The organism is Aeoliella straminimaris, assembly GCF_024054565.1.
Taxonomy (GTDB): Bacteria; Planctomycetota; Planctomycetia; order Pirellulales; family Lacipirellulaceae; genus Aeoliella; species Aeoliella straminimaris.
On sequence record NZ_JAMXLR010000036.1, the window covers coordinates 301,583 to 315,491 of the forward strand.

Genomic DNA, 13,909 nt, shown 5'->3' on the forward strand with positions numbered 1-13,909 from the left:
GACTCTGCCGAACCGTCCGGCGCCCCAGCGGTGGCGATTCGCCGCAGTCTGGGTGGCATCGAGTTCGAGGCTCACCCCGTGGTGTTTCCCGTCGCGGCCGCATTGCTGATTGCATTTGTGGCGGTGGTGGCCCTCCTGCCCGGTCGATCATTGCTGCTGTTCGATCGATTGCAGAGCGGGATCGCGACCAACTTCGCGTGGCTATACATCGCCGCGATGACCGGCTTCCTGATCTTTGCGCTCTACCTTTGTTTCAGTCGCCATGGCCGCATACGATTGGGGCCAGATGATTCCCGGCCCGAATTCTCCCGTGCGACCTGGTTCGCCATGCTCTTCAGCGCCGGCATGGGTATCGGCATGCTGTTCTTCGGCGTGGCCGAGCCGATGTGGCATTACCTTGCCCCTCCGTCGGGCGACGCGGAAACCCTCGCGGCCGCTCGTCAGGCCATGGGTATCACGCTATTCCACTGGTGCCTGCACCCGTGGGCATTGTACGCCCTGGTAGCCCTCTCGCTGGCCTACTTCGGCTACCGCAAGGGCCTGCCGCTCAGCTTCCGCTCAGCCTTTTACCCATTGGTCGGCGATCGAATTCACGGCTCGATCGGCAACGTCATCGACGTGCTCGCAGTGCTTGCTACATTGTTCGGCTTGGCCACGTCGCTCGGTCTGGGCGCGAAGCAGGTGAATGCCGGGCTGAATTACGTATTTGGCATGCCTCAAGGCGCGGGCATGCAGATCGTGCTGATCGCCGTGATCACAACGATGGCGGTCGCGTCGCTCGTGTCGGGGCTCGACGTTGGCATCCGGCGCTTGAGCGAAATCAACATGGTCATAGCTGGCAGCCTGCTGCTGTTCTTGTTTGTTGCGGGGCCCACGGTCTTCCTGCTCGATAGCTTGGTTGCCAATCTGGGAGCCTACTTCCAGCGACTGCCCCACAACTCGTTCCGAACTGGCGGGTACGACAACCAGTCGAACACCGAATGGCTGAGCGCGTGGACCGTCTTCTATTGGGGCTGGTGGATCTCGTGGTCACCGTTTGTAGGGATGTTTATCGCGCGGATTTCCAAGGGCCGCACAATTCGCGAATTCATCCTCGGCGTTCTGCTCGTCCCGTCGACGGTGGCTGTCGTGTGGATGACAGGGTTTGGTGGAGCCGCCTTGCATCAAGAGATTTACGACCGGGTGGACAACAACCCGCTGGCGGACAGGTGGTTCAACTACGAACCAAACGAGTACGCCGTACAAACCCTCGATCAGCAGACCAACCTACCTCTCACCGCCGATGAGCAATGGCTGGTTGGCCCGCACGCGCGCGGTGTGGCGACCCCGGTTGGCGTGCTGATGCAATCGACCGACGAAGGTCTCGTAACCAAGAGCGGCATCCCGGTCGAGTACCGACACGGTGTACTTGTGAATTCGGACGATGGCGTTCCGATCCGGCCGACCGACGAGGACCGATTCACTGGGGCGTATGCAGCAGAGAACAAACAACTCACGCTCGGTGGTTATCTGACGGAGCCAGTTCTATCGGACGACGCAACCAGCCGTCGCGACACGACCGCGACGGCCCTGTTTGTGATGCTCGACGCCTATCCGTTTTCGGCAGTAACCGCGATGCTCGGCACACTAAGCATAATCTTGTTCTTCGTAACCTCCTCCGACTCGGCATCGATGGTAGCAGACATCATCGCGTCAGGCGGCAACGAGGATCCGGCACTCGGGACTCGCTTGTTCTGGGGCATACTCGAAGGCCTGCTCGCTGCGGTGTTGCTAGTTGCCGGTGGACTAAAGGCTCTGCAGACCGGTTCGATCGTGATTGGACTGCCTTTCTGTGTGCTGATCATCGTGATGTGCTTCGGGCTGTACAGGTCGCTACAAGCCGAGCCATCAGCTGGTCGCTAGCCGCCGGAGCACAGCGTCATGTTGCTGGCCGCTTGAGGAGACGACTCTTGCGTCGCCCCCACCCGGATACGCCCGGCGAAGCCGAACGGTTCGGGCCGCTGCTGCCTTGGGTTTTCTGTTGTTTGCGGGCGGCTATGTCATTCGGCGCAGGAACTATGCCTTGTCGAATGGTGCCGGCTTTCGCCGTCTCGAGGCTGTCGCGTTGTCGCCATCCAGTACCAGCCGATCAGGGCGAGAGGGAGGATTAACACTGCGCTGGATGGTTCGGGGACCCAGATGCCAACGGTGGCACGATTGAACCGCACGGGCCCGCTGGCACCAGTGCCGGGGTCGCCACCTCCGCCAGCGACATAGAAGTCAAATAGGCCGTCCCCGACGGGTTCGGCGAATACGGTGTCGACTGCAATGTGGAAGTCATGGAACGTGATCGATGGCAACGGTTGAAGAGGCAGGTCGTGCAGGTTGATGAAGCCAGCGCTTGCAGTGCCTTCGACAACAATTGTCTCGTTCGTAATCAGATTGCCATTCATGTCGCTAAGATCGACGACGATTCGATAGTCGAGATCGACATTGTTGGTGGTGTTGCCGACACCAAACTCGATGTTAGTACTTGCACCGTCTGACAACATAACGTGCTTCATATCGTTGAAGACGTAATCCAGCTCCAACGGGGTGCCTACCGGCGCGCCAAGTATCTGGGGCAAGGGGCCTGCATCAACCTCGACAACTCCGGCACCTTGGATAGGATCGACCATAAAGGTAACCCCACTAGCTGGCACGGCGACAAGGCACATCAGGGAGAAGGCCAGTTTGGACAATGGTAATGCGGAGCCCAGCCTGGAAAAGCAGACTAGCACATGGCGGGAGATCGTGAATGTGAGCTGATACATGAAGATCTTCTCCTTGGTTGCAAACAGGAAGCGCGTGATCGGCTTCCGCCGATCAGACGCGAATTACACAAAGTACGCATTTGCAGGACGAGCGGAGATGTGAGTCAAGCCGAGGAGACAGCCGTGGTACTCGCAGGTGCACCATCATTGAAGGCAAAACAGCTTCGCTGAGCATAAAATGACGTCGATAGGCGCGTCATAGTGATCCGTGTGCAAAGAGGATAGATCCACTGAGCATCAGCCTACCGGACCAGCTGGAGTTGTCAAGGAATTGACGTGATGCGTCGACAATTGTGTCGTTCACCGCTTGGGTGGCGCACCTGTTGCTTGCAAACGTCCATTGTCACTACTTCCGTCGGTTACGCTCACGCAGTCGGCGTCGCGCAACTCGATAAGGGGTCGGTTGATCCATGGCGAGGTGAACAAGTCAGTAACCAACCTATTCGCGCTTCTCCACAGCTCGAAGACCAGTACCCCTTATTCGGGGGATGAGGTGGTCAGACTGTCGGGCAGACCGTACTTGTCACTGTTTTACGAGCAAGTGCTTCTATCCAAGCCTCTCGCTTCCAGGTGCTGTCATGCACCTTGGTACGGGGTTCTCCCTCGCAACGCTCTGTGGAGAGGATTCAAATTGGATCCTATCCACCAAGTCTCTTGGCGTAAGCGATGCAATCTCCGCAAGCGCCAGCAACAACGGATTGGATTTGTCGACCCAAGCACTAGTCCTTCAGCAGGCCAATTTTCTCGATTGGTATTGGCTCGAATCCACGCACCTTGTGCCACGAGGCGGACAGTTGCGTCAGGTCGAGCGAACCGTCGGGGCTGTTGGCAATCGCGGGCAGCTTGGTTGTGGGCCATTCGACATTGTCTTGTCGATCGAGCCACTCTGGTTTCACGTCGCTTGACAGGGCGAAAGGCTGCCGGCAACCGACCAGCAGGTTGCTGTGAATCGTGTTGCCCATGGGCAGCCGAGGTTCATGCCGCATGACCTCGGCCAGGCGTGGGTATCGCTCTTTCCACAGCGGCGACAGATATCCTACTTGTTCGCACTTGGCCAGCAGATTCCACGATCCCGGCTGGTCGAGCGTGATTGCCTTCTTTCCCCGCGCGTCGACATGAATGCCAACCGGCAGGTCGACGAAGATGTTGCCGCAAATCGTGTTGTCGCGACCGCCGCCCAGCAGCACGCCGCGGCCGACGCCGCCACAAACTATGTTGCCGATCACCGTGTCACCGCTATCACAATCGTCGAGATAGATGCCCGACGAACCGTGCCCGGCGTTGTTGGCCACGTCGTGAATGTAGTTCCAACGCACGATATTGCCCCGGCTTGCCCAATCGCGGCCAGTGTAGAACACGCCGACATCGGAATAGAGCAGACACACGTCGCGGACTTCGTTCAGCTCGAGCAGGTGCTCATTGCCACCGTACGACACTCCACCCGTTGGGCAGTGGTGAATCAGATTGTTGGCCATCCGATTGCCGCAGCCATGGATGCTGACACCACGGCCGCCCATCCAGTCGAGTCGGCCGACGTGATGAACATGGCAGTCGACCACGGCGCAACCACCGGGCGTGAGCATCTTACGATCGCCGCCGGTGACTGAAATGCCACAGGATGCCGTCTGTGTCACTTCGCAGTCGTTGGCGACCACGTAGTGACCACTGAGGGATATCCCGTTGCGGCCGAAGTTGCGGACCAGGCAACGTTCGATTCGCGTGTGCTGGCAGTCTTGAAGTTCGACTCCGCTTTGCCGGCCGTTCTCGATCACCAGATCGCGGATCACCAGATGCGAAACCTCTGTGGCACGGATGATCGGCGAAGTGCAGAGTGTCAGGCGAACTTCCGAAGCCGACAGGTCGCCCGGTGGCCAGAAGTAAAGCCGCTGGCTCTGCCGGTCGAGGTAATACTCGCCGGGTTGGTCGAGTTCTTCGAAAACGTGCAATGCGTAGAACCGGCGCCGATCGTTCTTGTTATAAGGCGAGCCGACGCCATAGGCATGTTTGGCTGCCAGACGCAGCTCGCCTGATTCGGCATCGTAGCTGGCAGCCTTGATGGCCTCGTCGCTCCAGTCGTAGGTCCAGAAACCATGCAGCCAGATTCCGCGTTCGAAGTCCCACAGCTTGGCGCGATCGTTCGGAAAGCGAAACGAACCGGGGCGATAGACTTCGCGCCGCACCCAGTGAATTGGCATCGACGCACCGGAGTCGATCACCTCGGTAAACTCGGTGAAGCCTTCGTTCGGCCAGCGGGCCGACTGCATCGGTTGGTCGTCGACAATCAACTCCTCGCACTGATGAGCCCGATGCTGCAGGGGCATGTCCGCGAGTTTCGGAAAGCCTTGGGCAGCCAGATCTGCCACCACGACCTGCAGCTTTGCTTCCTCGGAGATGAGCGGTTTGGCCGCTTCCGGTGTGATCGGCCGAAAGTCGGTCACGGCCTGGCCGCCGACCAGCCGACTCGTGTGAGGTTTTGTGCCGCGGATCACCAGCGGCTCCTCCGCGGTACCACTGTGCTGCGATTCCAGCACGACTCCGTTTGGCAGATAGTACTCGCCGGGACCAATCCAAATGGTCCCCGGCCCCTGGTCGCGCATGATCTGTGCGGCCTTTTGGAGCGTCGCCAGCGGTGCGTCTTGGGTGCCGGCTTGGTTGTCGTCCCCGTCCATGGCGACATATAACTCTTTCGAAACTGCCTCGAACGGTGATTGCCACAAGGCGCCAAGGACCATCAACAGCGTTGCGACTCTTCGCATGGCGGAGTTTCCTCAAGAAGCAAGCTAGTGCGGCTTAGTAACGCGATCGCTCTGTTGGCACAGCTGCCGGCAGCAAGTCGATTCTCTCTTGGAGCGATGGTGTTCGAGCAAGAGTTCGAGTCGACTCGCTCGATTACATATCAATCGCGTATTTGTCGCGGCTTTCGCGGGCGAGGAAGGTGCTGGCCTGTTCGTCGCCAACGATTTCGCGTTTGGTGGGGTCCCATTCAATTTCGCGGCCCAGTCGCATGGCGATGTTACCGATGTGCAATATTTCCATCGCGCGGTTGTGCGACCATACATCGGAAACCGGTTGTTCACGAGACCTCATCGACTCGATCAGGTTAGCGGAATGGTTCCTGCTTACCGGACCTCCATATACCTTTTCGAGCGCGCCGTCCGGCAAGGGGTTGTCGGCCAGGTCTTCCACAGGCTTGCCAACAATCTTGCCGCGATTCACAAAAAACCGGCCCTCAGTGCCTTCGAACATGATGCCGTTGGCACCTTCGCTGGTGATGATCAGCTCGACACCCTCGGGCATGGCGACGCGAAGCTCGAACTTGGTAGGTACGTTCGATTGATCGTTGGCCACGGGATACCCGTCGCGATACTCCACGGGCATCTCGTACGAAATCGGTGTCACCTTGCTCGGCCCGGTATCCGCAGCACCGAGCGCCCAGTTGGCTATATCGACGTGGTGTGCACCCCAGTCCGCAAGCTGGCCGCCGGAGTATTCGAACCAATCGCGAAACGCGTAGTGGCAATTGCTGAACAGTGGCACATTGCCACCGTAGCCTTGGCGGATCTCGGGCAGGGCTCGGTACGGCACCTCGGCCGCCGGCCCCAGCCAAAAGTCCCAATCGAGCCCTTCAGGCACCGGAGCGACAGGAATCTTGGGCGAGGCGGTTGCTCCACCGATGGAACAGGTGACCTTCTTCACGTCGCCAATGCGCCCCGCTTTGACTAAGGCCACCGCCTGGATGAAACGTGCGTCGAACTCGGTGCGTTGCATGGTGCCAACCTGGAACACGCAGCCAGTTTGCTCCACGACCTTTTCAATGAGCTTTCCTTCCGCGGCGGTGAGCGTCAGTGGTTTTTCGCAGTACACGTCTTTGCCGGCTAGCATCGCTTCGACTGCGATCTTGGTATGCCAGTGGTCGGGCGTGGCGATCATCACCGCATCGATGTCTTTACGATCGAGAATGCGACGATAGTCTTTATAGCCGTCCGGCTTTTTCCCTTGACGCTCCGCCGTTCTGTCGAGGTTGGCTTCGAGCACATTGCTGTCCACATCAGCCAAGGCAGCGAAGTCGGCAAATTGGCAGGTCTTTTGGGTGATCTCCCAGCCTTGGTTTCGCAAACCGATGGTGGCAAAGACGGGCCGCTCGTTCGGCGACAGGCTCGCCATAGCTCGGCCAGGGGCGAGCATCAGTCCGGTGGCCCCTGCTGCAAGACCCGCGACAAAGTTCCGCCGTGCAATCGCCTGAGTCACCACCATCACGCCATTCCTTTCTAAATAATTGGGCTATCGCAGTGGGCCATCGCTACTTTCGACAATGAGTTCATCGCGAAAGGGCTGCCATAACGATCGCCGACTTTGCGTGGCGTTGTTTCGCTCAAAACCTCAGCAAGTGCACCGCCACGCACGCTAAACATGTCTGAGGATCGCACCCGATTCAGTGCCCGTTCTGCCCCATCATCCTACTTGTGCGCAGATGTGGTGTCGAGTTTTTCAGGGTAAATAGTCGCCGGAGCCAGCAACTGCCATACTGAAACGGTAAGCGTTAGTGGAGCTCAATAGTTCAATTCGCTCATCGGTCTTTGGAGCTGCGGATCGGTAGTTGTTGGAGTTTTGTGTGCTGTTTGGGGGTGCCCTGCTCGAATTTGTAGCGGAGGTTGGATTGAAGATCAGCCGTGCGATAGCCCAAGACTTTAGGACAGCGGCGGGGCGGGGTTCCACGCCGCTACAGTCGGGGCGCCTTCGGCTTCGCATTGCCGGGGGGCTTGCACCACGAAGCGAGGCGGCGTTGGCGGAAAGGGCTTAACCGCGGCAATCGAATTCGCACGCCGAGGTGGGCGAAGTTCCGTGCCATTTTGCAGAGACATCCTTTAGAGCACTCTCTGAATTAATGCGCTGGTTTGGCGCCGGCGAGTTGGTTCGTGGTGCGCAGGCCGACGCCGTCGAATTGCAATCCGGTGATGCAGGCCGACAGAGCACCGGACGGACACAACTCGCAGTTGCCACTCAAGACTCCCGTCAGCTGTAACTATCGGAATTTCTTGCTGGCTGAAATTGATACTTGTACGAACCGTGGAACGCGTAGGCTGCCCCCGTAGCTAGGGAGCTGTTGTAAACTCAGGTTCCGTAGACTTTACTTGGTTTTCTACCCAACTGCGTAAGATTTGATAGCCCTTATCCATGGTTTGGTATCGGCGGCCACCCTGGTGGCCATCTTCTTCGCCGCTCTGTACGTTCAACGGTTTGCGAAGGATCTTGCTCGTGTTGACGGACTTCTTGTTTACCCTGGCCTGCATTCGCCGGTAGTTGGTCAGCAGGTGTTCGGTGCGGAGATACCCGAGGTCATTTGGCGGATACAGTTCAAAGGAAGGAACTCGATCTGGTTCTCCGTGGCATGTCATGCAACTGCGACCATCGCCGCGAAGTTCCTTGCTCATTTCTGGTGTGACGTAGTCGCGGAAGAAGACGACGTCCTGCACAAACGAGTCGGAAAGCTCTATCGCTGACGCGTCGACTTTTTGCTCTTTGGCAATCGCTTCGACCAAAAGCTGAGAAAAACGTTGTTTATCGCACTCGATAACTCTACGCGCCGTGCGCAGAAGGTTGTCATCACTTTCGAACGCCGTCAACTCCCTCAGCGCTGCGAGCACTTGCGCGTTGCGTCTAAGGACTGGCTTGTTGGCTAACTCGACCGCCAGTTTACGGTTCAAGGACATGGCGCCCGGGCCGAGCTGTTCGAGATACATAGTGAGCGCGCGTTGGCGAAGCTCGGCGTAGGGGTCACCAGCGTTGGGAGAAGGTTCTTGCTGATTTATCGCAGGCAACTTCTGTTCGAAGGTAAGTATCCAAGGGACGCTACGAATCCAGAAGCGGGCCTCGGCGCCATTTCTGAACTGATCCGGAAAAGCATCGGCTAGCTGCCTGAAATGCAGATCGGGGTTGTTTTGAATCGCTTGCCCCAGGCCATCGGCCAGATACCAGGTGGCGTCCGCCTGCCTGGCGATCACCTGGCGTGCAGCAGCGTCCAGCGATTCGTCGATTTGATCCAAATGCTGCCATCGGGAAAAGTCGGGCAAGAAGTACTTCAGCACGTCGGTCCGTTGTTCGTCGCTCTCGGGCACTACCCAGCTGACACTTGTGATCAGTTCCAGCAAGGGATCCGCCAGTTCCTTGCGGCGTCCCGGCTCCATCGCACCACGCACTAATTGACGCTGCAGTGGCTCGAGTTGCTCGGCCACCGCCACCAGCCGAACCAGGCGAGGATCGGAAATGCTCGCCGCGGCGAGTTGCCGCAAGTCTTCAGGCCCGTCCACCGAGTACTCCACGAGCCGGTCCTGAATCCACTCATACGGGTTGTTCGTGGCCGCTTCGAGGACCAGCTTCGATTCACGGTGGCGATCCTGGCCCCGCTCCATTGCCTCGATATGATCCATCCGCCAATCGATGGCCTTGCCGAACAACACCTCGGCACCCTTTGTTGAATAGCCGAGTTGCCCTGGTCCGCCATCACCACCAGCTTGTTTGTAATAGGTCGAAGCTATTGCCACCAGGCGATCGGTCAGGCGATGTTCGAGCGTTGGGTCGTTCTTATGCGCATCACGCAGTATCCCATAGAGATTCTCAAACAGGTGCTGCATCTCGACGTACTGGTGCTTTTGGCTTGCATTGGCTACGTGGCCATTCACGACAAAAAGCGCATGACTCTGATAACGAATTGCGTTCTCGACCAGTGCGTTATTTTCGGGACGCGAGAGCAAACTGCACCAGGAGTCGTTGAGCCCAAGTCGAATCGGTGGATTCCAAACCCACCATTGCCAGGCGGCGCGCGTGGCCCACGCTCGTACTCCGGGATGGGGGTCGTCATTCAGGCTTCGATCAAACAGCGAGTTCAGCTCCTTCCAGTCGAGATCCGATTGGGTAAGCACGGCGTCGGTCTTCATCACCAGCGCTCGCAGTGCGGCCTCACGCGTATGGTCATTGGCGGCGGTGGACGCGGCGTATACCTCCGACCAGCCACGATCGTCAACCAGGTGCTGCCGAAGTCCCCAATGGGCCGCTTCGCGGACCACCTTGGTCGAGTCGCCCAACCCCCGCACGAGGTGCGGAATCGCCTCGTTGCAGCGCAAGTTGCCGAGCCCGAGCATTCCCCAATAGCGGACCAGAGGGCTTGCGCTCTCCGCAGCAACGGCGAGTTCTTCGAACGATTCGGATGAAGCTCTGGTTGCCAACGATTTGCTAGAGCGAATCTTGTCAAGCAATCCCTGGGGTGTGCGAACAGAAGATTCTTGGGATTGCTCCATCGGCACTTCGGGGAAGTATCGAGATAAAGCCTGCAGCGAGTACCCCGTAGAAACGAATCCCGTTTTTGAGGCACCATTCCAATACCCGGTCGGATGCTGTTGACTTAGAAGTGCTTGTATTCCGCGAGAAACCACTTCATCGTCGACATCGAAGTCTGCGGCATGCAATCCGATCAACGCGAGTGCGGTTGGAGAAGGATCCGGCTTGTTGTCAGAGACTATCCATTGCTTGCTTTCCTCGTCGTAGCTGCCGGGATCGAAACTCCAGGCGCCGTCGGTTAACTGCGTCTGGCGTAGCCGATGTATGTCTTCAGCAAGTTGGTTGTCGATCTTCTCACGGAGCTTCCATGCCGCGGCCAACTCCGAGTCGATTTCGGAAGCAGACTTTTGCTCCGATTTGGCCACGTCTACGATCGCTTCCAGGTAGTTCTCGGGAAAAAACCTTCGATAGAACTCGATCCGATGTCCGAGGTCGTCGACATACTTAACCTTGATCTCGAGCATCTTGCGGGCCTTTTCCTCGAGACCACGGAAGTACTTCGGGTCGTCAGTTGCTCGCCAAGCGGACTCGAGTATCTCGCCAGCATAGTTCAACACAACCGCCTGACCGACATTGGCTCCAGGACCTGCCGCATTAATGCCTCCTGGGTCGCCCGTCTGCAACACATAGTTTGCCGCGCGAATTGCCTGCTTGCTGTGTAGCTTGCGCGGAGCGATCACTCGTTCCAGTGCCACGACCGCGTGTCCCGTGACACGCGTGCCGGCGGGGCCGTCGCCGATATCCAACGGCTTCAAGCTCGTGTTTACCGCGGCATCCTTCAGCACGTTGGTTGGCCGCATCGACTGGTAGCACGTGTTTTGTAAGTGCCACCAAGCCTGATAGTTCTCAATGCGATAGCCATTCGCAGCCGCCGTGGCGGGCCCCCACACACCTGATTGCGTGTGGCAACTCATACAATTCGTTCCCAGCAGGTTGCCCGAATCGCGAATCCGCCGTTCGACACTTGCGCCACGTGGGCGGTTCGTTAGCCAGGCGTCGACTTGGCCAATATGATCGTACAGTGCGTGCCGAATCGCCTGTCGCGGGTCACTAAACGGGGCTGGTTGGCTGAGGCGAACCTCCAGATCGTAAGCCGGGGCATTGGCTTCGACCCGCAGAAAGTAAACCCCACCCGGCTCGAGAATACGCCCGATGGCCGTACGGTGCGTCTCATCTTGCTGATGAACCCGCTCGTTGGGGTTTTTTCCTTTCTCGTAGACTTCAATGGGAATGAGCTGGTCTGCTGCCGGTGATTCTTCGCTGGAAGCCGCCAAGCGGTACACTCTGATCTGGGCGACGACCTGTTGGTCGGGAATGGAGAGGCTGGCCATCATCAATTGCGGCTTTGCACCGGGGTAGGCGATCCGGAACCAATCGTCGCCACTTCCACCGACTTCACCGTTATCGAAATACTCGATATCGTCAGAGGTCCCCATTACGTTGAATGTTAGGGAAGAATCGCTCGAAAGGTTCAGAGGTTGTGCCTGCTCGGGCGTATCGTTCGGCTCTGCCTCGACCACTACACCGCCGGGTTGAATCGGATCGTGTTTCGATCCGAGATCGAGACTTCGAACTTCAATCTTGACTTCGGCAGTTTTTCCTTCCGGCCATTCGACTACCCGTGGGACCGGAGTGCTCTGGGGGGCCGTGCCAGATTCGCGCCACCGATTGCCAGAAAACAGGTCAACGGAACTGGTTTCGGGCTCGATATTGAGTTCGTAAACACCGGACACCGGCGCGCGGTACACCACATATACATCGGAGTCGAGTGCGTGAAGCAACTTGTTCCAGTCGCAAGTTGGCTCGATATAGATGCCGAATGCGTGAGGATCCCGCGGAGGGACGTCGACAGCAGTATAGCGAGGAACCTGGGCTGGATCGTCCGCCGTGACTAGTCTCCAAGCCACCCGCAAGCGAGCGTTATCCGGTAAGTCGCTGGGCGCATTGATGTGAACGGATATTTCCACCGTCTGATCGGCTTCCAAACGCACTTTCCGTGCATCGGATGACGCGATCTCCGCAACTGCGTCAATTGGCAGGGGCGAATCAGCAGCGAAGGCTGTTGATATCGTCAATGCAAACAGAAAGCAGAACACGAAGACACATGACGAGAGCGAGCCGGCAAGGAACTGCCGGCGTGAGGGGATGCTATGCATTTTATTGCGGTGGGACAGGTGAGTAACTGAGCTTATCGGCTGCCAAGCTGGCTCAAACTCGGTGGGTGGGTCACTGCTCTAGGGCGAAATCTACATTCTCGTTGGATCCTTCCACGATCTCGGCCGAAAATCCAGACTCGTCAAAATTGCCGTACTTTTCGGGAATCGAGACATAGGGAAGGCCACTTCCCAGTTGTAGTGATTCGGTCTCAATGGCCACGCTGCACTTTCCAATCGGCACGCGTTTAGATTGATACTTGCCAGCGTCGACCATCGCCTTGACGCGAACATTCGGATTCTCATCAAGCATGAAAGTGACGGTCCCTCCTGGCAATGGTTCGCCGTTCAGGGTCACGTTTCCGCTTACCTCAGCCCGGTTGGCAGGACCAGGCTCCGGTCCGCTGCAACCAACGGCAGCAGTTAATGAAAGCACAGCAGCAATGGCAACATGTTTCATTCGTCGCAACTCTAGTATCAAAAACCTACGAACCAGCAAGCGATTAACGGAGCCTGCTGAAGGAAGGAACACTATGCGGCCTGTTCTAACGATGGCCACCACCTGAACCCTGGCTCGCGTAGAACCAGGGAGTGGCATCGCCCTCGTCTCTCGGCAGAATGGTCAATTTCCAAACATCCACTTCAATGTCGCCAGCAATTTGCTGCACACTGCCATCCATCATCACGACATTCATTGCTCCGGGATGTGGAGTTTGTGTGATCTCCGCGTCGCAGTCGGCAGGATCGGGGGCAATTTGGGGTGGATCGAAACTAACACCGTGGTCGGGAACCGAAGTGCTGTTGTAGTTGTTGTTGAATGCAAACACCGAATCATAACGCGAGGGAATGGTGCCAAGCCAGTGCGTACGACCAGTGGTGCCGGGCGGTGGGCACATGGCGTAGCGCTCAGCGAAGGCGACTGTCTTGGTTGTCCCATCGGTGATATGAGAGATCTTCGGATGGGTAAAAGGTCGAGGCTGCTGGAATCGCGGGGCGACATTGGCCCCATCCGCATGCCACCAATGATTGAGTGCCTGGATATTGGCCACCACCGATCCACCTCCCCAAGAGCTTCCGTCGGGAAGACGGACCACTCCATCGGGAGTCGTGCTGGTGTCGGAAGGGCAGATGTATACCGAAGGAGGTAAAGTTCCCACGCCATTCGGACGCGCAGAACTCGGCAGATAAAAGTTGGTCATCGTATGCCCCGAGCTCTGCATGTATAGCGCCTCTTGCTCCAGGTAAGGCAGCAAGAAGTACTGAATGGTGCTGAGATTGGCCGGCGCCTCCTGGCTAAGCTGGGAGGCGGGAGGCCCATAAGAAGCTTTGGCTTCGTCCCGCCCAGGGAAGTACCCAGCTGCTTGGGGCATGTATCCGAAAGTGTCGTTGCAGTTGTGGAGAGCGATTCCAATTTGCTTGAAATTATTGGAGCAACTGATTCTTCGGGCGGACTCGCGGGCCGACTGCACGGCGGGCAATAGCAGGGACACGAGAATTCCGATGATCGCGATGACGACCAGGAGTTCGACGAGTGTAAACCCTCCGTGGCGTTGGTCACCATCGTCCTTAGTTTCGAACAGCATCTTTATCCTCCGGGGTGATTTTACGCCGGACACATGCCGAGGTTGG

Annotated in this window: 7 protein-coding genes; 1 reads left to right on the plus strand and 6 read right to left on the minus strand. The window is 57.8% G+C overall.

From position 1 onward, the window contains the following. Positions 1–30: 30 nt before the first annotated feature. A complete protein-coding gene (locus tag NG895_RS10515) occupies positions 31–1,902 on the plus strand; it encodes a BCCT family transporter (protein WP_252852441.1) in 1,872 nt (623 codons plus the stop codon). 137 nt (positions 1,903–2,039) lie between these two features. Here the strand turns inward: NG895_RS10515 and NG895_RS10520 are convergent, their stop codons facing one another. The 6 genes from NG895_RS10520 to NG895_RS10545 form a co-directional block, all read right to left on the minus strand. Then, the gene (locus tag NG895_RS10520; RefSeq protein ID WP_252852442.1) at positions 2,040–2,792 is read right to left on the minus strand and encodes a hypothetical protein; all 753 of its coding nucleotides are present in this window, start codon (positions 2,790–2,792) and stop codon (positions 2,040–2,042) included. A gap of 719 nt (positions 2,793–3,511) precedes the next feature. Beyond that, positions 3,512–5,548: a right-handed parallel beta-helix repeat-containing protein gene (locus NG895_RS10525; RefSeq protein WP_252852443.1), complete on the minus strand. Its 2,037-nt coding sequence runs from the start codon at positions 5,546–5,548 to the stop codon at positions 3,512–3,514. Positions 5,549–5,681: 133 nt separating this feature from the next. Then, a complete protein-coding gene (locus NG895_RS10530) occupies positions 5,682–7,046 on the minus strand; it encodes a Gfo/Idh/MocA family protein (RefSeq protein ID WP_252852444.1) in 1,365 nt (454 codons plus the stop codon). 839 nt (positions 7,047–7,885) lie between these two features. Continuing rightward, complete coding sequence (locus tag NG895_RS10535; RefSeq protein WP_252852445.1) at positions 7,886–12,112, minus strand: HEAT repeat domain-containing protein; 4,227 nt, start codon at positions 12,110–12,112, stop codon at positions 7,886–7,888. A 241-nt stretch (positions 12,113–12,353) separates the two neighbouring features. Continuing rightward, complete coding sequence (locus NG895_RS10540; protein ID WP_252852446.1) at positions 12,354–12,740, minus strand: hypothetical protein; 387 nt, start codon at positions 12,738–12,740, stop codon at positions 12,354–12,356. 85 nt (positions 12,741–12,825) lie between these two features. Then, positions 12,826–13,863, minus strand: a complete 1,038-nt coding sequence (locus tag NG895_RS10545) for a DUF1559 family PulG-like putative transporter (protein ID WP_252852447.1) — start codon at positions 13,861–13,863, stop codon at positions 12,826–12,828. Between the last annotated feature and the right edge of the window lie 46 nt (positions 13,864–13,909).

Bases quoted from the DNA above. Each gene is read 5' to 3' on its own strand.
- NG895_RS10520 (WP_252852442.1), bottom strand. From the start codon at position 2,792: ATGTATCAGCTCACATTCACGATCTCCCGCCATGTGCTAGTCTGCTTT.
- NG895_RS10530 (WP_252852444.1), bottom strand. From the start codon at position 7,046: ATGGTGGTGACTCAGGCGATTGCACGGCGGAACTTTGTCGCGGGTCTT.
- NG895_RS10540 (WP_252852446.1), bottom strand. From the start codon at position 12,740: ATGAAACATGTTGCCATTGCTGCTGTGCTTTCATTAACTGCTGCCGTT.
- NG895_RS10525 (WP_252852443.1), bottom strand. From the start codon at position 5,548: ATGCGAAGAGTCGCAACGCTGTTGATGGTCCTTGGCGCCTTGTGGCAA.
- NG895_RS10545 (WP_252852447.1), bottom strand. From the start codon at position 13,863: ATGCTGTTCGAAACTAAGGACGATGGTGACCAACGCCACGGAGGGTTT.